Source organism: Saccharopolyspora sp. NPDC049426 (genome assembly GCF_040676935.1).
Classification (GTDB): Bacteria; Actinomycetota; Actinomycetes; order Mycobacteriales; family Pseudonocardiaceae; genus Saccharopolyspora.
Genome location: NZ_JBFAPZ010000010.1, coordinates 89,288 through 110,512, shown reverse-complemented (window position 1 = coordinate 110,512; position 21,225 = coordinate 89,288). Strand labels below are relative to the sequence as shown.

21 protein-coding genes are annotated in these 21,225 nt (G+C 70.0%); 13 read left to right on the top strand and 8 right to left on the bottom strand.

The window, feature by feature from the left end; genetic code table 11:
- Position 1 precedes the first annotated feature (1 nt).
- Positions 2-1,213 carry an ATP-grasp domain-containing protein gene (locus tag AB0J78_RS22075; protein ID WP_363791884.1) on the bottom strand — a complete coding sequence of 404 codons (1,212 nt, stop codon included), beginning with the start codon at positions 1,211-1,213 and terminating at the stop codon, positions 2-4.
- Positions 1,214-1,365: 152 nt separating this feature from the next.
- On the opposite strand from AB0J78_RS22075, the gene AB0J78_RS22070 reads away from it, so the two are divergent.
- Positions 1,366-2,232: an SDR family oxidoreductase gene (locus AB0J78_RS22070; protein WP_363792277.1), complete on the top strand. Its 867-nt coding sequence runs from the start codon at positions 1,366-1,368 to the stop codon at positions 2,230-2,232.
- 98 nt (positions 2,233-2,330) lie between these two features.
- Positions 2,331-4,115, top strand: coding sequence for a thiamine pyrophosphate-requiring protein (locus AB0J78_RS22065; RefSeq protein WP_363791882.1), 1,785 nt, complete (start codon positions 2,331-2,333; stop codon positions 4,113-4,115).
- Positions 4,116-4,470: 355 nt separating this feature from the next.
- Here the strand turns inward: AB0J78_RS22065 and AB0J78_RS22060 are convergent, their stop codons facing one another.
- Entirely contained in the window at positions 4,471-5,448 is a 978-nt protein-coding gene (locus tag AB0J78_RS22060; RefSeq protein WP_363791879.1) for a TIGR03557 family F420-dependent LLM class oxidoreductase, read from the bottom strand.
- A 148-nt stretch (positions 5,449-5,596) separates the two neighbouring features.
- Here AB0J78_RS22060 and AB0J78_RS22055 point away from each other — a divergent pair, with 148 nt between their 5' ends.
- A complete protein-coding gene (locus tag AB0J78_RS22055; RefSeq protein WP_363791877.1) occupies positions 5,597-7,621 on the top strand; it encodes a CocE/NonD family hydrolase in 2,025 nt (674 codons plus the stop codon).
- A 58-nt stretch (positions 7,622-7,679) separates the two neighbouring features.
- Here AB0J78_RS22055 and AB0J78_RS22050 read toward each other — a convergent pair whose 3' ends face one another.
- Together AB0J78_RS22050 and AB0J78_RS22045 are read right to left on the bottom strand one after the other, a co-directional pair.
- A complete protein-coding gene (locus AB0J78_RS22050; protein WP_363791875.1) occupies positions 7,680-7,868 on the bottom strand; it encodes a ubiquitin-like protein Pup in 189 nt (62 codons plus the stop codon).
- Positions 7,869-7,937: 69 nt separating this feature from the next.
- Entirely contained in the window at positions 7,938-8,216 is a 279-nt protein-coding gene (locus tag AB0J78_RS22045; RefSeq protein ID WP_363791873.1) for a WhiB family transcriptional regulator, read from the bottom strand.
- A 119-nt stretch (positions 8,217-8,335) separates the two neighbouring features.
- Between AB0J78_RS22045 and AB0J78_RS22040 the strand changes: the two genes are divergently transcribed.
- On the top strand, positions 8,336-9,085 hold the full coding sequence (locus tag AB0J78_RS22040; RefSeq protein WP_363791871.1) for an alpha/beta hydrolase: 750 nt from the start codon (positions 8,336-8,338) through the stop codon (positions 9,083-9,085).
- Here AB0J78_RS22040 and AB0J78_RS22035 read toward each other — a convergent pair whose 3' ends face one another.
- Positions 9,086-9,550: an ATP-binding protein gene (locus AB0J78_RS22035; protein ID WP_363791869.1), complete on the bottom strand. Its 465-nt coding sequence runs from the start codon at positions 9,548-9,550 to the stop codon at positions 9,086-9,088.
- A 65-nt stretch (positions 9,551-9,615) separates the two neighbouring features.
- Complete coding sequence (locus tag AB0J78_RS22030) at positions 9,616-9,990, bottom strand: STAS domain-containing protein (protein ID WP_363791867.1); 375 nt, start codon at positions 9,988-9,990, stop codon at positions 9,616-9,618.
- A 69-nt stretch (positions 9,991-10,059) separates the two neighbouring features.
- On the opposite strand from AB0J78_RS22030, the gene AB0J78_RS22025 reads away from it, so the two are divergent.
- Positions 10,060-11,274, top strand: coding sequence for a GAF domain-containing SpoIIE family protein phosphatase (locus AB0J78_RS22025; protein WP_363791865.1), 1,215 nt, complete (start codon positions 10,060-10,062; stop codon positions 11,272-11,274).
- Between the two features lie 20 nt (positions 11,275-11,294).
- On the opposite strand, the gene AB0J78_RS22020 is transcribed toward AB0J78_RS22025, so the two are convergent.
- Together AB0J78_RS22020 and AB0J78_RS22015 are read right to left on the bottom strand one after the other, a co-directional pair.
- Positions 11,295-11,492, bottom strand: coding sequence for a DUF2795 domain-containing protein (locus AB0J78_RS22020; RefSeq protein ID WP_363791863.1), 198 nt, complete (start codon positions 11,490-11,492; stop codon positions 11,295-11,297).
- Positions 11,493-11,561: 69 nt separating this feature from the next.
- Entirely contained in the window at positions 11,562-12,449 is an 888-nt protein-coding gene (locus AB0J78_RS22015) for an alpha/beta hydrolase (RefSeq protein ID WP_363791861.1), read from the bottom strand.
- 290 nt (positions 12,450-12,739) lie between these two features.
- On the opposite strand from AB0J78_RS22015, the gene AB0J78_RS22010 reads away from it, so the two are divergent.
- The 8 genes from AB0J78_RS22010 to AB0J78_RS21975 are packed head-to-tail and all read left to right on the top strand — an operon-like array spanning position 12,740 to position 21,160.
- On the top strand, positions 12,740-13,528 hold the full coding sequence (locus AB0J78_RS22010) for an ABC transporter permease (RefSeq protein ID WP_132673170.1): 789 nt from the start codon (positions 12,740-12,742) through the stop codon (positions 13,526-13,528).
- A 3-nt stretch (positions 13,529-13,531) separates the two neighbouring features.
- Entirely contained in the window at positions 13,532-14,371 is an 840-nt protein-coding gene (locus AB0J78_RS22005) for an ABC transporter permease (protein WP_363791859.1), read from the top strand.
- The gene (locus tag AB0J78_RS22000) at positions 14,368-15,690 is read left to right on the top strand and encodes an MCE family protein (protein WP_363791857.1); all 1,323 of its coding nucleotides are present in this window, start codon (positions 14,368-14,370) and stop codon (positions 15,688-15,690) included. The genes AB0J78_RS22005 and AB0J78_RS22000 overlap by 4 nt, the downstream gene beginning before the upstream one ends.
- A complete protein-coding gene (locus AB0J78_RS21995) occupies positions 15,687-16,715 on the top strand; it encodes an MCE family protein (protein WP_363791855.1) in 1,029 nt (342 codons plus the stop codon). The genes AB0J78_RS22000 and AB0J78_RS21995 overlap by 4 nt, the downstream gene beginning before the upstream one ends.
- A complete protein-coding gene (locus AB0J78_RS21990) occupies positions 16,712-17,740 on the top strand; it encodes an MCE family protein (RefSeq protein ID WP_363791853.1) in 1,029 nt (342 codons plus the stop codon). The genes AB0J78_RS21995 and AB0J78_RS21990 overlap by 4 nt, the downstream gene beginning before the upstream one ends.
- Positions 17,737-18,921, top strand: a complete 1,185-nt coding sequence (locus AB0J78_RS21985; RefSeq protein WP_363791851.1) for an MCE family protein — start codon at positions 17,737-17,739, stop codon at positions 18,919-18,921. Before AB0J78_RS21990 ends, AB0J78_RS21985 begins: the two co-directional genes overlap by 4 nt.
- Positions 18,921-20,057 carry an MCE family protein gene (locus AB0J78_RS21980; protein WP_363791849.1) on the top strand — a complete coding sequence of 379 codons (1,137 nt, stop codon included), beginning with the start codon at positions 18,921-18,923 and terminating at the stop codon, positions 20,055-20,057. Before AB0J78_RS21985 ends, AB0J78_RS21980 begins: the two co-directional genes overlap by 1 nt.
- Entirely contained in the window at positions 20,054-21,160 is a 1,107-nt protein-coding gene (locus tag AB0J78_RS21975; protein ID WP_363791847.1) for an MlaD family protein, read from the top strand. The genes AB0J78_RS21980 and AB0J78_RS21975 overlap by 4 nt, the downstream gene beginning before the upstream one ends.
- Positions 21,161-21,225 lie beyond the last annotated feature (65 nt).

Sequence of the window (21,225 nt, the reverse complement as noted above, 5' to 3'; positions counted from 1 at the left end):
GTCAAGCGAGGCTGAAGGGGAGGAGCTGCACGCAGCGGTCGAACTTCGCTCGCAGCTCCTCCTCGTCCGCCGCTCCCAGGTAGACGGCGAAGAGCTCGTAGCTGTAGCTGTCCTGCGCCGGGAGCTCCGAGAGCCGCGCGCCCTCCTCGGCGATGATGTCCACAGTGGCCCCGGGAATCTCCTCGGCCAGCCGTGCGAGGTCGTCCTCGGACGGGGTGGAGCGGACCACGGCGTCCTCGAAGACGCGGTGGAACCACTTCGCCGCGATGCGGTCCTGACCTTCCCGGCTCGGCATGGTCGGCTCTTCACCAACCGCGAGCTGCACCATCGCCTGGTGGTTGGGCATGCCGTCGACCAGCTCGAACAGCGGCGCGTGCGACTGCGACAGGCGCGGGTTGATCTCCAGGATGTTGACCGCGTCTGTCTCGGTGTCCCAGAAGAACTCGATGTTGAACGTCGAATCGTTCAGCCCGATGTGCTCGATCACCTCCCGGCTGATCTCGGTGATCCGGTCCCGCACCTCCTCCGGGGCCTGCGAGGGGTACTGGTAGCCGAGGAAGCTGGAGGAACCCGGGTAGCACAGCGAATCCACGATGCCGTGCACGTGCGCGCGGCTGTCGTGGACGTAGCCCTCCGTGGTGAGCTGCTCGCCTCGCACGGCCTCCTCGGCCAGGCACGCCATGCCCCCGGCCTCCTCGATCGCCGGCGGCAGCTCCAGCTTGGATAGCAGGAAGTCGAAGGCCCGGCCGATGCGACCGATGCCGTCCCGGATCTCGGCCGTCGCCGCGCGCAGCTCGTCCTCGTCGTCGACCTTGAACGCCAGGTCGGAGGAGAAGGACTTGACCGGCTTGAGCCACATCGGGAAGCGCATCCCCGGCGGTGTGGCCGGCTCGTCCAGGTCGATGATCGCGAATCCCGGGTGCGCGTCGGTGACCTCGCGCTGCACCAGTCGGCTCCAGTACTTGTGCTCGCACTTGACCACCGATTCCAGGCTCGGTCCCGGCAGGCCGTTGTCGGTGGCCAGGATCGGGACCATCGAGCTCACCGGGAAGTCCCAGTAGCCCACGATCGCGTCGATGGGCTCCGCGAAGTCGTCGAGGCGCTGCTGGGCCTTCTCCAGCAGCTCCTCCAGGCCGATGTCGCCGTACATCAGCTGCTCCTTGTCGAGCAGCGCGTGGAACCGGTACGGCGCGAGGTGCTGGAGCTCGCGCATCAGGGCGAGATTGCGTTCGTCGGGACCTAGCAGGAACACGTTCTTCGGCCGTTCAATCACACCCTCCGCATACCCCTGGCACGCCGAGGTTGAACACGTCGGGAGGTGGGGTACTCGGCGGGGCGCCGAAGACTTCCGACGTGGAGGACGAGATGGAACAGCCGCCCAGCAGCGCGCCGGCCCAGCAGCAGGCCCCACCGGGTGCCACCGGGCCGATGCAGCCTCACCCGCGCGATGAGATGCGCGACTACACCGGCTCCGGGCACCTCGCCGGCAAGCGGGCGCTGGTGGTCGGCGGAGACTCCGGGATCGGTCGAGCGGTGTCGGTGGCGTTCGCCAAGGAAGGCGCCGACGTCGCGCTCGCCTACTTCGACACCTCGGAGGACGCCGACGCCGAGCGCACGGCTGAGCTGGTGCGCGAGCAAGGCCGCGAATGCCACCTTTTCCGCGGCGACGTCGCCGAGGAGAGCTTCTGCACACGCCTGGTCGACGACGCCGCCGAGCGGCTCGGCGGGCTGGACGTGCTGGTCAACCACGCCGGCACGCAGGCGGCGCAGGACGACCTGCGGTCGATCAGCACCGAGCAGTTCAAGCGGACCTTCGAGGTCAACGTCTTCGCGGTGTTCTGGTTGTGCAAGGCGGCGCTGCGGCACCTGCCCGAAGGCGGGGCGATCATCAACACCGGTTCGGTCAACGGGCTGCGCGGCAACAAGGACCTGATGGACTACTCGGCCAGCAAGGGCGCGGTGCACGTGCTGACCCAGTCGATCGCCCAGTCGCTGGCCGCCTCCGGTGTCCGCGTCAACTGCGTGGCGCCCGGTCCGGTGTGGACACCGCTGATCCCGGCGACGCTGCCGGAGGACAAGGTGGAGGGCTTCGGCGAGCAGACGCCGATGGGGCGCATGGGCCATCCCGACGAGATCGCGCCGTCCTACGTCTTCTTCGCCTCCGACCGCCTGTCCAGCTACTACACCGGCGAGGTGCTGGCACCGGTCGGCGGCGAAACCCACCCCGGCTGACCCGCGCCCGAGGAGATCCATCAGATCCCGGTTGAGCGCGCCGACATCCGGGTAGGCGGGTGGGGACGACGCCGACACGGACGATCGGAGGCTTCGGCATGGCCGACACGGTGGCCGACTACCTGCTGCGACGGCTGCGGACCTGGGGCGTGGAGCACGTCTTCGCCTACCCCGGGGACGGCATCAACGGGATCCTCGCGGCCTGGGAGCGGGCCGACGACGACCCGCGGTTCATCCAGGCCCGGCACGAGGAGCTCGCCGCGTTCGAAGCCGTGGGGTACGCGAAGTTCTCCGGGGAGGTGGGGGTCTGCGCGGCGACCGGCGGACCCGGCGCCATCCACCTGCTCAACGGGCTCTACGACGCCAAGCTGGACCACGTTCCCGTGGTGGCCATCGTCGGGCAGCAGGCCAGCACCTCCCTCGGCGGGGCCTACCAGCAGGAGGTCGACCTCTCCTCGCTGTACAAGGACGTCGCCGAGTACGTGCAGTTCGTCTCCACCCCGCAGCAGCTGCCCAACGCGCTCGACCGCGCGATGCGCACCTCCTTCGCGCGCCGGACCGTCACGGCCCTGATCATCCCGGGCGACGTGCAGGAGATGACCTACTCGCCGCCCACGCACGCGTTCAAGATGGTGCCCTCCAGCGTCGGGATCTCCGAGGCGGTCACCACGCCCGCGGAGGCGGACCTGGAGCGCGCCGCCGAGGTGCTCAACGCCGGCGAGCGCGTGGCCATCATGGTCGGCCAGGGCGCCCGGAAGGCGGCGGGCGAGGTCACCGCCGTCGCGGACGTGCTCGGAGCCGGTGTGTCGAAGGCGTTGCTGGGCAAGGACGTGCTGCCGGACGACCTGCCGTGGGTGACCGGTGCGGCGGGACTGCTGGGAACGCGGCCGTCGTGGGAGCTGATGCGCGACTGCGACACGCTGCTGATGATCGGCGCGAGCTTCCCCTACAGCCAGTTCCTGCCGGACTACGAGCAGGCCCGCGCGGTGCAGATCGACATCGATCCGACCATGATCGGCATGCGCTACCCGTTCGAGGTGAACCTGCTCGGCGATGCGAAGGCGACGCTGTCGGCCCTGCTGCCGCGCCTGCGCCGCAAGCAGGACGGTGCCTGGCGGGAGAAGGTCGAGTCCGGAGTCCAGGACTGGTGGGAGGTGATGGAGCGCCGCGCCGGGGTCGAGGCCGAACCGCTCAACCCGGAGCGGGTGTTCCACGAGCTGTCACCGCAGCTGCCCGATGACGCCATCATCACCGCCGACTCCGGCTCGGCGGCCAACTGGTACGCCCGGCACCTGCGGGTGCGCGGCCACATGCGCTGCTCGTTGAGCGGGACGCTGGCCACCATGGGGCCGGGAGCTCCCTACGCCACGGGCGCGAAGTTCGCCCACCCTGACCGGCCGGTGATCGCGCTGGTCGGCGATGGCGCGATGCAGATGAACGGGATCAACGAGCTCATCACCATCGGGCAGTACTGGCGCGAGTGGCGGGACCCGCGGGTGGTCGTGGGTGTGCTCAACAACGGCGATCTCAACCAGGTTACCTGGGAGATGCGCGCGCTCAACGGCGCTCCGCAGTTCCTTCCCTCGCAACGGCTCCCGGAGTTCGACTACGCGGAGTTCGCGCGCAGCGCGGGTTTCCGGGGGATCCGGGTCGCCGACCCGGGCAGCGTCTCCGATGCGTGGGCCGAAGCGCTGAGCAGCGATCGGCCTTGCCTGATCGACTTCGTCACCGACCCGGCCGTGCCACCGATCCCGCCGCAAGCGGACTGGAGCCAGGTCGAGTCGATGGCCGAGGCCATGCTCAAGGGAGACCCCGACGCGTGGTCGGTGGTCACCGAGGGCGTGAAGTCCAAGGCCCAGGAGTTCCTCCCGCGCCGTCGCTGACGCGGCACGAACCGGCGCCCCCGGAAAACCGGGGGGCGCCGCGCCGTGGGATCTCAGCTGTTCCTGCGCCGCTCCGGTGGGACGCGAGGCCCGGTGTGGAGCAGCGAGTTCGCCCTTCCCGTCTTGTTCGGAGCGCCGTCCTGGGAAGCCGAAGCCTCCCTGGCGAGTTTCATCGGGTTGTGCTGCGCTACTTCGTCGCGAACCCTCTTGGTGAGTTGGCGGATCCGGTCCCCGGGCATTCCCACCACTCCTCTCAGCCGTCGTCGAGGTGGTTCTTCCTTCGCACCCGTCGGGTTGTCACCGCGGCACGGGTGCCAAACACGCTGGTGCAATCAGAATTCCGGTGGAGGGGCGTTCAGCTGCCGGCCGCTTCGCGGAGTGCGGGCAGCAGCTTCTCCCGCGCGAACCCGAAGAAGCCCGCGGGATCGGCGTCCACGCCGACCTGGACCAGGGCGATGTCGGTGAAACCCGCCTGCCAGTGGGCCTGCACGGTTTTGACGATCGGATCGACGTCAGGGCCGCACGGGATGCCCGCCGTGACGTCGTCGAGCCGCACGTGCTGGGTGGCGGCTGCGAAGCCGGCAGGCCCGGGCAGTTCGGCGTTGACCTTCCAACCACCGGCGAACCAGCGCAGCTGCTCCCACGCGCGCTGGGCGGCGGCATCGGCGGACGGGTCCCAGCAGATCGGCTGCTGACCGTACTTGCGATGGCCACCACCGGTCGCGGAATCCCAGGCCCGGCAGAGCGAGGATTCGGGCTGGACGGCGATCATCGCGTCGGACAACGGGGCGAAGCGATGCACCGACTGGTCGCCCGACACCGCGGTGGCCACCGGGACCCGCTGGTCCGGCAGGTCCCACAGCTTCGCCGAATCGACCCGGTAGTGGTCACCGGTGAAGTTCACGTGGCCGCCGTCGAACAGCGAGGAGATGATCCGCAACGCCTCGGTGAGCATCTCGTGCCGCACGTTGACCGGCGGCCAACCCTGGCCGATGACGTGCTCGTTGAGGTTCTCCCCGGCACCCACGCCGAGCGTGAACCGGTTCTCGGAGAGCAACCCGACCGTGGCGGCCTTCTGCGCCACGACGGCCGGGTGGTAGCGCATGATCGGCGCGGTGACGAAGCTCAGCAGGTCCATCCGCTCGGTCATCTGCGTGACGGCCCCCAGCACGCTCCACGCGTAGGGGGAGTGGCCCTGCTCATCCAGCCACGGCGAGTAGTGGTCGCTCATCACCGCGAAGTCGAACCCCGCGCGCTCGGCAGCGGCCGCCTGCTTGACCAGATCGCGCGGCCCCGACTGCTCCGTCATCAGCGTGTACCCGAACCGAACCATGTTGCCCGCCCTTCGGTGCTCGGCAGTCCTGTCCGCGAGTAACCGCGGGGCGGCGCGGTGAAACGTGCGCGCGCCGGGCATGGCCGCAACGGTTGATGGGTAATCAACGAGTGACGCCCGTGACAAGCGAGGTGAGCGAGGAGGACGCGTGCGCGAGGTCGACGAGCTGCCCTGCGAGATCAAGCAGGAGGAGCACATCTGGATTCCGATGTCCGACGGAACCCGCTTGGCCGGACGCATCTGGCGCCCGGTCGCGTCCGACACCGAACCCGTTCCGGCGGTGCTGGAGTTCATCCCGTACCGGCTGCGGGACCTCACGTCGTTGCGCGACTCCATCCACCACCCGTACCTGGCCGGGCACGGTTACGCGGCCGCCCGCGTGGACCTGCGCGGCAGCGGAGACTCCGACGGCATCCTGGCCGACGAGTACCTGGAGCAGGAGCTCGCCGACGCCGAGGAAGTCCTGGCATGGCTGGCGGAACAGCCGTGGTGCACCGGGCGGACCGGCATGATGGGCATCTCCTGGGGCGGTTTCAACGCCCTCCAGGTGGCGGCCAGGAGACCGCCGAGCCTGGGGGCGATCGCTGCGGTGTGCTGCGCCGACGACCGCTACGCCGACGACGTGCACTACATGGGCGGATGCCTGCTCAGCGACAACCTGTCCTGGGCGAGCACGATGTTCGCCTACACCTCCTGCCCGCCCGACCCGGAGGTCGTCGGCGACCGCTGGGAGGAGATGTGGCGCGAACGCATGGACGAGAGCGGCCTGTGGATCGACACCTGGCTGCGCCACCAGCGCCGCGACGACTACTGGCGGCACGGCTCGATCTGCGAGGACTTCTCCGCGGTCGAATGCCCGGTGCTGGCGGTGAGCGGCTGGGCCGACGGTTACTCCAACGCCGTGTTCCGGCTGATGCAGAACCTCGACGCGCCGCGTCGCGGACTGATCGGGCCGTGGTCGCACAAGTACCCGCACCTCGGGCGACCAGGTCCCGCGATCGGCTTCCTGCAGGAGCTGGTGCGCTGGTGGGACCACTGGCTCAAGGGCGTCGACAACGGAGCCATGGACGGCCCGATGCTGTGCACCTGGATGCAGGAGAGCATGCCGCCGTCCACCAGCTACGAGGAGCGTCACGGTCGCTGGGTCGGCGAGCCGTCGTGGCCTTCCCCGCACGTGCGCCGCACCCGGTTCCCGCTGGGGCAGAACAGCATCGCGCAACCGGGGGAGCACCAGGACGCACGGCCGCTGACGGTGTCCTCACCGCTGTCGGTCGGGCAGTACGGCGGCAAGTGGTGCTCCTACAACGCACCCCCGGACCTGCCCTACGACCAGCGCGAGGAGGACGGCGGGTCGCTGGTGTTCGACACCGAACCGCTGACCGAGCGCTGCGAGATCCTGGGAGGACCGCTGCTGGACGTGTGCGTGGAGGTGGACCGGCCGGTGGCGATGCTGGCCGCACGGCTCTCCGACGTCAGCCCGGTCGGGCAGGCCACGCGCGTGACCTACGGCCTGCTCAACCTCACCCACCGCGACGGGCACGACGATCCGAAACCGCTGGAACCCGGTGTGCGGTACCAGGTTCGGTTGCGGCTGAACGGCGTGGCCCAGGCCTTCCCGGAGGGCCACCGCATCCGGCTGGCGCTGTCCACTTCGTACTGGCCGCTCGCCTGGCCGCCGCCGGAACCGGTGCGGCTGACCGTGCATCCGACCGAAAGCGAGCTGGAACTGCCGATCCGGCCGGCCGAAGAGGCTGATGAGCTGCCCACGCCGCTGTTCGGTGAACCCGAGGGCACCCCACCGGTGTCGGCGAAGCAGATCACCCCAGGGGAGCAGCGGTGGCAGGTCAGCAGGGACCTGGCCGACTACCGCTCGTCGCTGGAGGTGATCAAGGACCTGGGGCATGCCCACTTCGAGGACATCGACCTGGACGTCGATCGCCGCGTCACCGAGCTGTACAGCTGGGTCGGGGAGGACTTCGACTCGGTGCGCGGAGACATCGAGTGGACGATGGGCTTCACCCGCGGCGACTGGGCGGTGCGCACCAGCACCCGCACGGCGCTGACGTCCACGGCCACCGAGTTCCGGCTGCACGCCGAACTCGACGCCTACCTGGGCGGGGAGCGCGTGTTCTCCAAGAACTGGGACCGCCGCATCCCGCGCGACAACGTGTGATGACCGAAAAGCGTTGCCGCGCCGGGGGTCGATCACCCCCGGCGCGGCAACGCCGTTCTCATTGGCCGTTCTTCTGCACGTAACCCCGGACGAAGTCCTGCGGGTTCTCCTCGAGGACGTCGTCGATGTCGTCGAGCAGTTCGTCGGTGTCCTCGTCGAGCTGCTCGCGGCGCTGTTGGCCCGACGTCGTCGGGGCCGGGGCGTCCTCGTCGTCGTCCGGTGGTCTGCGGGTCCTGTCCTGGTGCATGTGGGCCTCCACGGTCGGCGGGCTCGCCCGCTCGCCATACCCGTTGCGGTGGAACGCGAATCCCCGCGCTCAACTCGCCTTCCGCAGCAGACTGCGGCGTTCCTGCTCGCCGAGACCGCCCCACACGCCGTAGGGCTCGTGGGACCGCAGCGCGTGCTCGCGGCACTGGGCGATGACGGGGCAGCTGCGGCAGACGGCCTTCGCCTGCCGTTCCCGCTGGGCTCGGCGCTCGCCGCGTTCGTTGTCCGGGTGGAAGAACCGAGCGGTCCTGAGATCCCGGCACGCGGCGCGCAGCTGCCATTGCCAGGAGTCGCTGTTGGGCTTCGGAAGGCGTGTCGTGGCGGTCATTCTCACCTCCGTGCTGCCGATTTCGATCATCCGGTCGATCATGGATTACCCGGTGGGGGCACGGTTCACACGTGGCGGGCTCCGGTTCGGACCGAGCCGTTCCGGGTAGCCCGGAGATGATGCAGCGCACGAAGACCGAACTCGACCGCCCGGACCTGTCCGAGGCCGGTGTCGTGGCGTGGCGCGTCGAGGGCCGGGGCCCTCCGCTGGTGTGCGTGCACGGCGCAGGGGTCTCCAGCCGGGAGCTGCTGCCGTTCGTGTCCGGCCGGGCCGGTGTGCGCGAGACCTGGGCGGTGGACCTGCCCGGCTTCGGGTCCAGCCGCCGTTCCGGCCGCCCGCTCGGGCTCCACGACCTGGCGCAGGCCTTGGACGTGTGGCGGCAGCAGGCGGGGCTGGCGGAGGTGAACCTGCTCGGATGCTCCTTCGGGTGCCAGATCGCCGTCGAGGCGGCGCTGCACGCCCCGGAGCGCGTGCGGGGGCTCGTCCTGGTCGGCCCGACCACCGACCCGCGCGCCCGCACCTGGCAGGGCCAGGTCCGCCGGTGGTTGCGCAACGCCCGCTGCGAACCGCGCCGGCTCGCACCGCTGACGTTCCGCGACTACCGGGAGGCCGGGCTTCGGCGCGTGATGACCAGCTTCGCCGAGTCGATTCACGACCGCCTCGAGGACAAGCTGCCCCGGGTCGGTGCGCCCGCGCTGGTCGTGCGCGGCGAGCACGACGCGCTGGTCCCGCAGGACTGGGCTCAGCGGGTCACCAGGCTGCTCCCGGAGGCGCGCCTGCTGGTCTGGCCCGGCGCAGCGCACATGGTGCCGTTCGCGGCGCCCGACGACCTGGGGAGCGCGGTCGAGGACTTCCTCGCCGCGTCGTGATCAACCGGAGGCGTCCGCGGAGGACATGTCGCCGTCGGCGTGCTGGCCCCGGACCTCCCACCGCATCCGCACTCGCGTGCCGTTCTCGCCGGCGCACACGACCGCTTCGTCGGCGAGCCGGTGGATCAGCGGGAGGCCGCGCTTGCGCTCCTGGTCACCGTCGTGCGGTGAGCGCCACGTTCCGTGGTCGGTGACCGTCACCTCGACGCCCCGGTCGAGCAGCGAGGCCTCCACGTCGAACGGCCCGGGCATGCCGTCGTAGGCGTGTTCGACGGCGTTGGCCATCGCCTCGTAGGTGGCCAGCGCCAGCGCACCGGCGAGGCTGTCGCCGAGCCCGGCGGTGCGGGCCCACTGGTCCAGCTCATCGCGCAGCACCGGCAAGCTGCCGGCGGAGGCGAGGACTCCGTGGCGGCGCAGAGCCTCCACGGCCCCGGGCTCCGGCCCGCCTGACTGAGCGGGTGCCATAGGTCGCTTCCTAACAGTTCTCCGTCAAACGAGGCTCAGCTCCTAGGTTCGGCGACTCGGACAGCTCACAAACCCCGCGCGCCGGACAGGGCGTCATCGCGGTCGGCGAACACGTCGAACTCCTGGTCCAGTCCCATGAGCTGGATCGGGCGCAGCGTGGCGACGTTGGCGGCGACGACCCGGAACCGGGTGCCGGCCGCCTCCGCGTTGCGGTGGGTGCGCACCAGCACGGCCAGTCCGGCCGACGACAGGAACGTGACGTCCATGATGTCGAGCACCAGGACCTCGGGCTCATCGGTGAGGGCGTGGTTGAGCACCGCCTCGAGCTGCGGTGAGTTGACCAGTTCGACCTCGCCGGTCGCGGTGACGAAGAGCGTGCGGCCCGACCACTCGGCGACCGCGCTGAACGGCGTCGTGCTCTCGTTGATGTCGGTAGCCATGACCCCATGATGGGACCGCTGGGCCCGCTTGGCAAAGACGCACGGCACCGTGGCGGCTATGCTGAACGCATGCGTGCTTCTGCGGAATCTTCCGCCGAGGAGCGTTTGCGGCGCATCGAACTGGTCACGGACACCTCGTTGGCTCACCTGGACGTCAACGAGCTGCTGCGCGAAATCCTGGCTCGGGTGCGCGATGTCCTTGGTGTGGACATGGCGACGGTCCTGCTGCTGGATTCGGGTGGTGAGGAGCTGATCGCGACCGCCTCGGTGGGCATCGAGGACGAGGTCCGGCAGGGCGTCCGCATCCCGGTGGGCAACGATTTCGCCGCCGCCGTGCTCGACTCCGAGCGGGCCGTGGTGTCCAACCGAGTCGACGACGACGTCCTCGTCAGCACGCCGTTGCAGCCGAAGGGGATCCGATCGCTCGTCGGGGCCCCGATGGTCGCGGGTGGCGACACGCTGGGAGTGCTGTGCGTCGGCGCGTTCGGGCAGCACGGGTTCACCGACCAGGACGCCGGTCTTGTGCGCATCGCCGCCGACCGCATCGCCTCGGTCTCGAAGGTCGGTTCCTCGCGCGCGGAACGCATCGCCGCGACCGTGCTGCAGCACAGCCTGCTGCCCAGCCGCTTGCCGTCCGTTCCCGGTGCGTCGATGGACGGCCGCTACATCGCCGGCGCCGACCACGGCATCGGCGGTGACTGGTACGACGTGTTCGAACTGCCCTCCGGCCAGATCGGCATCGTGATCGGTGACGTCGTCGGCCACGGTCTGCTGGCCGCGGTGGTGATGGGACGTCTGCGCAGCGCGCTGCGCGCGTACGCGCTCGACGACGAGAACCCCGCCCGCGTGCTGCACAAGCTCGACCGCAAGGTCACCTACTTCGAGTCGGACGCGATGGCCACAGTGTCCTACGCGCTCTACGACCCGGCCACGTCGCGGCTGGAGCTCTCGCTGGCCGGGCATCTGCCGCCGGTGCTCGCGCTGCCCGGTGATTGCGGCGACCTCGTCAAGGCGCCGGTGGACCCGCCGGTGGGCGTGGAGGTGTCCCGCCGCGAGCGGCGCTCCACCAGCATCGAGTTGCCGGAGTCCTCCGTGCTGTGCTTCTACACCGACGGGCTCATCGAGCGCCGCCAGCAGTCCATCGACGTCGGGCTGAACTCGCTGTGCGAGGCGATCGAGTGCGCGCCAGCCCAGGAGGTCTGCACCGCCGTCACCCACCGCCTGGTGACGGCGGCGTCAGCCGGTGACGACGTCACGCTGCTGGTCCTCAGCCGCCACGGCTAGGCGCTGTCGGTCACCAGCTCCTAACTTCCCAGCGCGACCTCCTCGTTGACCTGCTCCTGGTTCTCGTATGTGCGGTCGGGGACGATGCGCAACGCGCGCAGCACCTCGCCGTCCACGCCCTGCTGCTCGGCGATGTGCACCAGTTCCTGCTTGCTGACCGGGTAGTGCACCTCCCGCAGGAACGGCTGCACGCTGTCCGGGTCCGGAGGATGGGTCATGACCGCTCACCTCGTCTTCGGCGTGTCCGGGGAAGGCTCTGGGGGGTGGTTTCCCCGAAACCTGCCCGTTCAATCACCGACCAGCTCCGAGACCCGGTCGGTCGCGTGCCTGGCCTCCGGCAGGTTCTGCAAGATCCAGCCGTGGAACATCCCGGGGTACTCCTCGTAGTCGACGTCGGCGCCGGTCGCGCGGATCCGGTCGCGCAGTCGTCGTGAGTCGGTCAGCAGCACGTCGCGGGTTCCGGTGAACACGCTGATCGGAGCCAGCCCCGACAGGTCGCCGAACAGCGGGCTCACCCGCGGATCGCGCTGATCGAGTCCGTCGGTGTAGAGCCGGGCGGCCTCCCGCAGCCCCGGCCCGCTGAGGAACGGGTCGTGCGACTCGCGCTCGGCGATGCCCGGATTCGACGTGGTGAGGTCCAGCCAGGGCGCGAACAGCACCAGGCGTCGCGGCTGCGGCCACCCGCGGTGCTTGATCCGCTGCGCCACGAACAGGCTCAGCCCGCCGCCCGCGGAGTCGCCCATGACGATCTGGTCCTGGGCCGGGAGATCCCCGAGGGTCCGCTGGTAGGTCTCCCAGACCATCGCCAGCGTCTCGTCGTAGGCGTGCGCGGGAGCCAGCGGGTAGATCGGCACGGTGACCACCGACCCGGTCGAGTCGATCAGCCGGGCGAGGAACCGCCAGTGAGCCTGCTCGACCTGGTGCACGTAGGCGCCTCCGTGCAGGTAGAGGATGTGCTGCGAGTTCTCCGGCTCGCGGGGGTGCAGCGTGTAGCAGCGGTGCCCGAGCACGTCGGACTCCACGACGTCGAAGCGCCGGTGGACCCAACCGGGCACCTGCACGCTCTCCGCCTGGTGGCTCTCCGCGCTGTCCCGCAACTTCCCCGGATCGGCGAAGACCTGCTTGCGCCGGGTCACCCAGTACTTCGCGATGACGACCCGAGCCTGCCAGCTCACCACCGGTGAACCTCCTCTCGTGCTCCGACCTCCGCTCTCGGAGTACCCGCTCACCACCGGTCTAACCGGACCCTGCTGGGCGAGGCGGACGGGGGCGTTCCACTTGAGACCGTGGATGTCGTTGGGGTGAAACGGATTTCACGAGCCCGGAGAGGTCTATCGCTCGCAGTTCGGGTTCGGGTTACGGGCGATGTGCACCAGAGTGGGGGAATCGGGAGGCAGAGTGCCCCTGGAAGCGAGGTGTGTGGCTGATCACTCTGGATGCCCTGCCGAGACCACGGGGAGCCGCGATGGGTGTTGGAGTGGCACGACCAGCCGGTACCGGTCCGCTCAGCGAGACCGGACGGCTGTTCCTGCACGCCGTGGACGTGGCGAGGGCGGTGTTCGCCCGGCCGTTCCAGTGGCGCGAGTTCGTCCAGCAGTCCTGGTTCGTCGCCAGCGTGACCATTGTGCCCACCGCCCTGGTGTCGATCCCGTTCGGGGCGGTGATCGCGCTGCAGCTCGGTTCGCTGACCAAGCAGATCGGCGCCCAGTCGTTCACCGGTGCCTCCAGCGTGCTGGCCATCATCCAGCAGGCCAGCCCGCTGATCACCGCACTGCTCATCGCCGGGGCCGGCGGCTCGGCGATCTGCGCCGACCTGGGCGCGCGCACCATCCGCGACGAGATCGCCGCGATGGAAACCCTGGGCGTCTCACCGATCCACCGGCTGGTCGTGCCCCGCGTGCTCGCGGCGATGCTCGTCGCCACCCTGCTCAACGGCGTGGTCAGCGTCGTCGGCGTGCTCGGAGGCTACTTCTTCAACGTCATCATGCAGGGCGGCACTCCCGGCGCCTACATGGCCAGCTTCAACGGCCTCGCCCAGCTGCCCGACCTGTGGATCGGTGAGATCAAGGCGGTGATCTTCGGGTTCATCGCCGGGGTGGTCGCCGCACACCGGGGCCTCAACCCCGCCCCGGGGCCGAAAGGCGTTGGGGACGCGGTGAACCAGGCCGTGGTCATCTCGTTCATGCTGCTGTTCCTGGTGAACGTGGTGCTCACCGCGATCTACCTGCAGCTCGTCCCGGCGAAGGGGATGTGAGCCGTGGTCGTGGCGAACGGCCGAGTCCGCCGGCTGCTCAACGGGCCGCTGCGGGTCCTCGACACCTCCGGTGACCAGGCGCTGTTCTACCTGCGCGCCATCGCGTGGGCACCGCGCACGCTGCGCCGCTACTCCAAGGAGGTGCTGCGGCTGCTGGCCGAGGTGACCTTCGGCAGCGGCGCGCTGGCGGTGCTCGGCGGCACGATCGGCGTGATGGTGGGCATGACGCTGTTCACCGGCACGGTCGTCGGGATGCAGGGCTACACCGCGCTCAACCAGCTCGGCACGGCCAGCTTCACCGGGTTCGTCTCGGCCTACTTCAACACCCGCGAGGTCGCGCCGCTGGTGGCGGGTCTGGCGCTGTCGGCGACCGTCGGCTGCGGATTCACCGCGCAGCTGGGCGCGATGCGCATCTCCGAGGAGATCGACGCGCTGGAGGTCATGGCGGTGCGCAGCGTGCCGTTCCTGGTGACCACCCGCGTGCTGGCCGGGATCGGCGCGGTCATCCCGCTGTACGTGATCGGGCTGATGTCGTCCTACCTGGCGTCGAGGGTGATCACCGTCTACTTCTACGGCCAGTCCGCGGGCACCTACGACCACTACTTCCACCTTTTCCTACCGCCGGAGGACGTGCTGTTCTCCTTCGGCAAGGTGCTGCTGTTCAGCCTGATGATCATCCTGGTGCACTGCTACTACGGCTTCCGCGCCTCCGGCGGTCCCGCCGGAGTCGGCAGCGCGGTGGGCCGGGCGGTGCGCACCGCGATCATCGCCCTCAACGTGCTGGACTTCTTCCTCAGCCTCGCGATCTGGGGCGCCACCACGACCGTGCGGATCGCCGGATGAGGGCGGGCGAGCGGGCCGAGGCGGTGCGCCGCCGCGTCGTTGGGGCGGTGTTCATCAGCGTGATCGTGCTGTTCCTGGCCTCGACGGTCGCGGTGTACCAGAAGGCGTTCACACCGGTGGTCAACGTGCTGCTGCGAACCGACCGCGTCGGGAACCAGCTGCAACCGCCCTCGGACGTCAAGGTGCGCGGGCTGGTCGTCGGCGAGGTGCGGGAGGTGCGCGCCACCGCGAGCGGCGCCGAGCTGGACCTGGCGCTGCACCCGGACAAGGCGCACCTCATCCCGGCCGAGGTCACCGCGCGGCTGCTGCCCAAGACCCTCTTCGGCGAGCGCTACGTCAGCCTCGTCCCGCCTCCCGAGCCCTCCCGCGAGTCGCTGCGCGACGACGACGTCATCGAGCAGGACCGCAGCGAGGCATCGATCGAGCTGGAGAAGGTGCTCAGCGACCTGATGCCGGTGCTGCAGGCCGTCCGGCCCGACAAGCTCGCCACCACGCTCAACACCGTCTCGATGGCGCTGGACGGACGAGGCGAGCAGCTCGGCGAGACGCTGGTGGCCACGAACCGCTACCTGGAGCAGTTCAACCCCGCGCTGCCCGAGCTCAAGGGCAACATCCAGGCGCTCGCCGACGTCGCGCACCTCTACGCCGAGACCACCCCGGAGCTCACGCAGGCGTTGCGCGACCTGGCGGTCAACCACCGGACCGTCGCCGACAACCGCGAAGGCCTCGACCGCCTCTACCGCACGGTGACGACCGGGGTCGCGGACCTGGACGGATTCCTGCGCGTCAACTCGGAGAACATCATCGACCTCAACGCGGCCAGTCGTGAACACCTGCGGCTGCTGGCGCGCTACTCGCCCGAATACCCCTGCCTGTTCGACGATCTCGCCGATTCGGTGCCCCGCCTCGACCAGGTCGCGGGCAAGGGCACCGACACCCCGGGCGTGATCCGCCTGCGGGTGCAGATCAGCGACAGCGCCGACAAGTACCTGCCCGGCCACGACGAACCGAGCTGGCAGGACCGGCGCGGTCCCCGCTGCTACGACCAGGTCCCGATGCCCGCCGACCTGCCCGGCGGCGGACCGCCGCGCGACGGCTCGACGCACCCGCCGCAGCGCGAGCAGCGCACACCACCGGCCTCGACCAGCCCGAGCTCGTTCACCGGGCCCGGGGGCTCGATGCAGCACTCGCCGGCCGAGCAGCGCCTCATCGCGGCCCTGCTGTCACCGGCGACCAGGCTGCGCCCGGACGAGGTTCCGGCCTGGAGCACGTTGCTGGTCGGACCGCTGTACCGAGGAGCGGAGGTGCAGGTGCGATGAGGTCGATCACGCCGTCGCTGACCAAGCTCGTCGCGTTCATCGCGGTCACGCTGCTGGCCACCGGGCTGCTCGCGGTCACCATCGCCAACACCAGTTTCGGCCCCACCACGGGGTATTCGGCGCGCTTCACCGACGTCACCGGGCTCAACGAGGGCGATGACGTGCGCATCGCCGGGGTCAAGGTCGGCCAGGTCCGCTCGATCGAGATCGCCGAGAAGCGGCGGGCGCACGTGGAGTTCACGCTCTTCGGCGACCGTGCGCTACCCGCCTCGACCACCGCGTCGATCAAGTACCGCAACCTCGTCGGACAGCGCTACCTCGCCATCGAACGGGGAGAGGGAGCCGGTGCGATGCTGCCGGAGGACTCGACGATCCCGATCGACCGCACCCGGCCCGCGCTGAACCTCACGGTCCTGTTCAACGGGTTCAAACCGCTGTTGCAGGCGCTCTCGCCCGAGGACGTCAACAAGCTCTCGCACGCGATCATCCAAACCCTGCAAGGGGAAGGCGGCACCGTGCAGAGCCTGCTGGCGCACATCGGCTCGCTGACCCAGACACTGGCGTCCCGGGACCAGGTGATCGGTGACGTCATCACCAACCTCAACGACGTCCTCGGCACCGTCAACAGCCGCAACGCCGAGCTCGACGAGGTGCTGGTGCAGACCCAGCAGGTCGTCTCCGGCCTGGCCGCCGACCGCGAGCAGATCGGCTCGGCCGTCGACGGGATCGGCCAGGTCAACGAGGCGACCGCCGGGCTGCTCGCCGAGGGCAGGCAGCCGCTGCGCGAGAGCATCGCGCACCTGGGCGTGCTCTCGCACCACCTCGACAACCACCGGCCGCTCGTGGAGCGGTTCGCCGCGGGCCTGCCCAACAAGCTCAACACCATCAACCGCACCGCCAGCTACGGGTCGTGGTTCAACTACTTCCTGTGCCGCAGCTCCGGGCAGGTGCGCATCTCCAGCCTCGGCGTGACTGCGCCGCTGCCCGCGACGTCCCCCGAGCAGATGCCTGAGAGGTGCCGATGATCGAGCGGCTCAGACGGCGCGACCCGGCGGCCGCCGGGGTGGTGGGCCTGGTGCTGATCACCGCGATCTCGCTGCTGGCGTTCTACTTCGAGGACCTGCCGGTCGTCGGCGGCACCACCTACCGCGCGCAGTTCACCGAGGCGGCCGGGCTCAAACCCGACGACGAGGTCCGCATCGCCGGGGTCAAGGCCGGCGAGGTGACCTCGATGTCCTTGCGCGGCAAGCACGTCGAGGTCGCCTTCCGCGTCGACGACGCGTGGGTGGGCGACCGGACCACCGCCTCCATCGAGATCAAGACGCTGCTCGGCCAGAAGTACCTGTCGCTGGACCCGCACGGCGAACGCGAACAGGACGCCGCCGCGACGATCCCCGCCGACCGCACCCGCTCGCCCTACGACGTCACCGAAGCCTTCCAGGACCTCGGACGCACTTCCGGCGAGGTCGACACCGCGGCGCTGGCGCAGAGCTTCCAGACCATGGCCGACACCTTCCGCGGAACCCCGGCGCACGTGGGCGATGCGCTGCGCGGGCTCTCGGCGTTCTCCCAGGTCATCTCCAGCCGGGACCAGCAGCTCAAGCAGCTGCTGAGCAACACCCGGCAGGTCAGCCAGGTGCTCGGTGACCGCGACGAGGTCTTCGCCCGGCTGCTGGCCGACGGCAACCTGCTGATGGAGGAGATCCGCTTCCGTCGCGAAGCGATCAGCACGCTGCTGCGCAGCACCCGGCAGCTCTCCGAGCAGCTGCGCGGGCTCGTCGCCGACAACCACGTCCAGCTGCGACCAGCGCTGACCACGCTCGAACGGGTCACCGAGGTGCTGCACCGCAACCAGGACAACCTCAACAGGGGCCTGCAGAACCTCGCGCCGTTCGCGCGGTACTTCAGCAACACGGTCGGCAACGGGCGCTGGTTCGACAGCTACGTCTGCGGCCAGGTCCCGCCCGTGCTGCACGCCGGCCCGGTGACGTCCAACGAGGAAGGCTGCCGCCCGCCGATCGAGGGCGGCGCCGGGGGAGGTCCGCGATGAGCAAGCGCGCTGTGGCCGTCGTCCTCGCGACCGCTCTGCTGATCACCGGCGGTGCCTGGTGGGCCGTGGCGCTCACCGCGCGCACCTCGGTGACCGCCCACTTCGGCGCCACCGTCGGGTTGTTCCCCGGCTCCGACGTGCGGGTGCTGGGCATGCGGGTCGGTTCGGTGACCGAGGTCGTCCCCGAGGGCACCCAGGTGCGGGTCGAGATGCGCATCGACGACGGCACGCCGATCCCCGCCGACGCCAAGGCCGTCGCGGTCGCGCCGAGCTTGGTCAGCGACCGGTACGTGCAGTTCACGCCCGTCTACGAAGGCGGACCAGAACTGGCCGACGGGGCCGTGATCTCGCGCGAGCGGACCGCGACGCCGCTGGAGCTCGACGAGATCAACCGCAACACCGACCGCACTATGCGGATGCTGGGCCCGGACGGGGCCAACGAGAAGGGCGCGCTGTCGGACTTCCTCGACGTGCAGGCCACCAACCTGGGCGGGCACGGCGCCGAGCTCAACGACATGCTGCAGCGGTTGAGCCAGGCCACCAGCACGCTGTCGGGCTCCAAGGAGGACATGTTCGCCACCGTCGACGACCTCCAGCTGTTCAACCGCACGCTCGCCGACAGCGACCAGCAGGTGCGCCGGTTCAACACCCAGCTGTCCGACACCGCCGCGTTCCTGGCCGCCGAACGCGGCGAACTCGGCGCGGCGCTGCGGGAACTCGGCCCGGCGCTGTCGGAGACCGCCGGGTTCATCCGCGACAACCGCGCCGTGCTGCGGACCAACGTGGACCACCTTCAGGTGGTGACGCAGGTGCTCGTCGACCAGCGAGCGGCGCTGGAGGAGGTCACCGACCTCGCGCCGCTGGGGCTGTCGAACCTCGCCAACACCTACGACGCCTCCACCGGGTCCACCCGCACCCGCGGCAACATCAACGAGCTGACCCACCCGCCGATCGTCATCGTCTGCAAGCTGCTGCGGCAGTCGCCCCCGGACCGCCCGGTGCCGCCCGTGCTCGCCGACGCCTGCAACCGCATCGAACCGATCGTCACCGGAGCGGTCCCGCTGCCGTCCCCGGCCGAGACGATCACCTCGCTGGAGCACGGGCACGCACCGGACATCCCGCTCCCGCTGGTCGACGCCATGCGCGACACCGGCACGCCCCACCCGGGAGGTGGTCGCTGATGCGGATCGCGGTGGCGCTGCTGAGCTTCCTGCTGGTCGCCGGATGCGGCCAGCACGGGTTCACCGGCCTGTACAACGCGCCGCTGCCCGGCGGCGCCGACCTCGGCGACGACCCGTACCGGGTCACCGCCCAGCTGGCCGACGTGCTGGACCTGGTGCCGCAGGCCAGCGTGAAGGTCAACGACGTCTCCGTCGGCCGGGTCTCCGGCATCCGGTTGGCCCCGGACGGCTGGACCGCCGAGGTCACCCTGGAGATCAACCGCGACGTGCGGTTGCCCGCGAGCGCCATCGCCCAGCTGCGCCAGTCCAGCCTGCTCGGCGAGAAGTACGTCCAGCTCGACGGTTCCGCGACGGACGGTCGAGCGCTGCTGTCCGACGGCGACCGCATCCCGCTGTCGCGCACGAACCGGCACCCGCAGGTCGAGGAGGTGCTGGGGGCGCTGTCGATGCTGCTCAACGGCGGCGGCATCGGCCAGCTCCAGCACATCAACCAGGAACTCGGCGCCGCCCTGTCCGGCAACGAGGCCGACATCCGCTCGCTGCACCGGAACCTGGAGGTCTTCACCCGGGAGCTCGACGGCCAGCGCGGTGAGATCACCCGCGCCATCGACGGGCTCAACCGGCTCGCCACCTCGCTGGTCGGGCAGAAGCACGACATCGCCTTCGCGCTTGACAACCTCGGGCCCGGGCTGAAGGTCATCAACGAGCAGCGAGGGCAGCTGGTCACCATGCTCCAGCAGATGGACCGGCTCTCCGAGGTCGCCGTGGAGACCACCGAGCGCAGCAAGCAGGACACCCTGGAGAACCTGCGGTCGCTGAGCCCCATCCTGCAGAAGCTGGCGGAAGCGGGCGAAGACCTCCCCAAGTCGCTGGAAATCCTGCTCACCTTCCCGTTCACCGACTACACGGTGAACGCGATCAAGGGCGACTACACGAACCTGGACCTGCAGCTGGACCTCGACCTGAGCACGTTCGTCGACAACGTGCTGCAGGGACGCCCGCCGCCCACCGGCGGCATCGGGCCCGGCGAACTCCCCCTCCCGCTGCCCGCACCGGCACCGGGACCCGCACCCGCCGAGCCGCCACCGCCGCGGCCGGGCGGACCGTTCGACGCAGTGCTCGGAGGTGTCCGGTGATCTCGAAGCGGGTCAAGCTGCAGATCGGGGCGTTCGTGCTGATCGCCCTGGTCGGCATCACCTACGTCGGCGCCACCTACGCCGGACTGGACCGGCTGGTGTCCTCCCGCGGGTACACCACCATCGCCCGGTTCCGCGACTCCGGCGGCATCTTCACCAACGCCGAGGTCACCTACCGAGGACTTCCCATCGGGCGGGTCGGACCGCTGCGGTTGACGCCCTCGGGCGTCGACGTGTCGCTGGAGATCGAGGACAGCGCACCGAAGATCCCGGCCGACACCGACGCGGTGGTCACCAACCGATCGGCGGTGGGGGAGCAGTACGTCGACCTCCGCCCCCGATCCGACGGTGGTCCGCACCTCGGAGAAGGCTCGGTGATCACCAGCGACCGCACCTCGATCCCGGTGCCGCCGGAGGACCTGCTGGCCAACCTGGACCGCACGGTGCGCAGCATCCCGATCGGCTCGCTGCAGACCGTGGTCACCGAACTGGACCTGGCGTTCACCGGCCTCAACGGCCCGCTCGGCACGCTGCTCGACACCTCGAACGCCTACACCCGGCAGGCCACCGACCACCTGCCGCAGACGCTGGACCTGATCTCCAGCGGGCGGGAGGTGCTGGAAACGCAGCGGGAGCAGGGCGCCGAGATCGCCTCCTTCAGCCGGGACCTCCACCTGTTCGCCGGGCAGCTGCGCGCTTCCGACCCCGACCTGCGCCGCGTCATCGGCGCAGCGCCGGACGCCGCCGAGCAGGTCAGCGGTCTGCTGCGGGAATCCGGGCCGCAGCTCGGCGGGCTGTTCTCGAACCTGCTGACCACCGCCAACGTCTACCGCACCCGGCTCGACGGCGTGGAGCAGCTGCTGGTGACCTACCCGAGCCTCGCGCAGGGCACCAAGACCACCGTCCCCGGCGACGGGAGAGCCCGGTTCGGCCTGGTCCTGAACAGCTTCGACCCGTTCGTCTGCACCCAGGGCTACGAGAGCACCCACCAGCGAGCGGGCACCGACATCGCCGAAAACCCCGCCAACCTGGAAGCCCACTGCGCGGAACCCCCGGGCAGTCCCACCAACGTCAGAGGCTCCCAACACGAATCACCGCGTTAGGAGGATTGAGGGAATTGCTTTGCTTGGCGGTGCAGGTGGCGGAAACCCCGAAGGGGAAAGCGCAG

Excerpts from the sequence above, each read along its gene's own strand:
- AB0J78_RS22075 (WP_363791884.1), bottom strand. The coding sequence starts at position 1,213 with ATGCGCGAGCTCCAGCACCTCGCGCCGTACCGGTTCCACGCGCTGCTC.
- AB0J78_RS22070 (WP_363792277.1), top strand. The coding sequence starts at position 1,366 with ATGGAACAGCCGCCCAGCAGCGCGCCGGCCCAGCAGCAGGCCCCACCG.
- AB0J78_RS22065 (WP_363791882.1), top strand. The coding sequence starts at position 2,331 with ATGGCCGACACGGTGGCCGACTACCTGCTGCGACGGCTGCGGACCTGG.
- AB0J78_RS22060 (WP_363791879.1), bottom strand. The coding sequence starts at position 5,448 with ATGGTTCGGTTCGGGTACACGCTGATGACGGAGCAGTCGGGGCCGCGC.
- AB0J78_RS22050 (WP_363791875.1), bottom strand. The coding sequence starts at position 7,868 with ATGCACCAGGACAGGACCCGCAGACCACCGGACGACGACGAGGACGCC.
- AB0J78_RS22045 (WP_363791873.1), bottom strand. The coding sequence starts at position 8,216 with ATGACCGCCACGACACGCCTTCCGAAGCCCAACAGCGACTCCTGGCAA.
- AB0J78_RS22040 (WP_363791871.1), top strand. The coding sequence starts at position 8,336 with ATGCAGCGCACGAAGACCGAACTCGACCGCCCGGACCTGTCCGAGGCC.
- AB0J78_RS22035 (WP_363791869.1), bottom strand. The coding sequence starts at position 9,550 with ATGGCACCCGCTCAGTCAGGCGGGCCGGAGCCCGGGGCCGTGGAGGCT.
- AB0J78_RS22030 (WP_363791867.1), bottom strand. The coding sequence starts at position 9,990 with ATGGCTACCGACATCAACGAGAGCACGACGCCGTTCAGCGCGGTCGCC.
- AB0J78_RS22025 (WP_363791865.1), top strand. The coding sequence starts at position 10,060 with ATGCGTGCTTCTGCGGAATCTTCCGCCGAGGAGCGTTTGCGGCGCATC.
- AB0J78_RS22020 (WP_363791863.1), bottom strand. The coding sequence starts at position 11,492 with ATGACCCATCCTCCGGACCCGGACAGCGTGCAGCCGTTCCTGCGGGAG.
- AB0J78_RS22010 (WP_132673170.1), top strand. The coding sequence starts at position 12,740 with ATGGGTGTTGGAGTGGCACGACCAGCCGGTACCGGTCCGCTCAGCGAG.
- AB0J78_RS22000 (WP_363791857.1), top strand. The coding sequence starts at position 14,368 with ATGAGGGCGGGCGAGCGGGCCGAGGCGGTGCGCCGCCGCGTCGTTGGG.
- AB0J78_RS21995 (WP_363791855.1), top strand. The coding sequence starts at position 15,687 with ATGAGGTCGATCACGCCGTCGCTGACCAAGCTCGTCGCGTTCATCGCG.
- AB0J78_RS21990 (WP_363791853.1), top strand. The coding sequence starts at position 16,712 with ATGATCGAGCGGCTCAGACGGCGCGACCCGGCGGCCGCCGGGGTGGTG.
- AB0J78_RS21985 (WP_363791851.1), top strand. The coding sequence starts at position 17,737 with ATGAGCAAGCGCGCTGTGGCCGTCGTCCTCGCGACCGCTCTGCTGATC.
- AB0J78_RS21980 (WP_363791849.1), top strand. The coding sequence starts at position 18,921 with ATGCGGATCGCGGTGGCGCTGCTGAGCTTCCTGCTGGTCGCCGGATGC.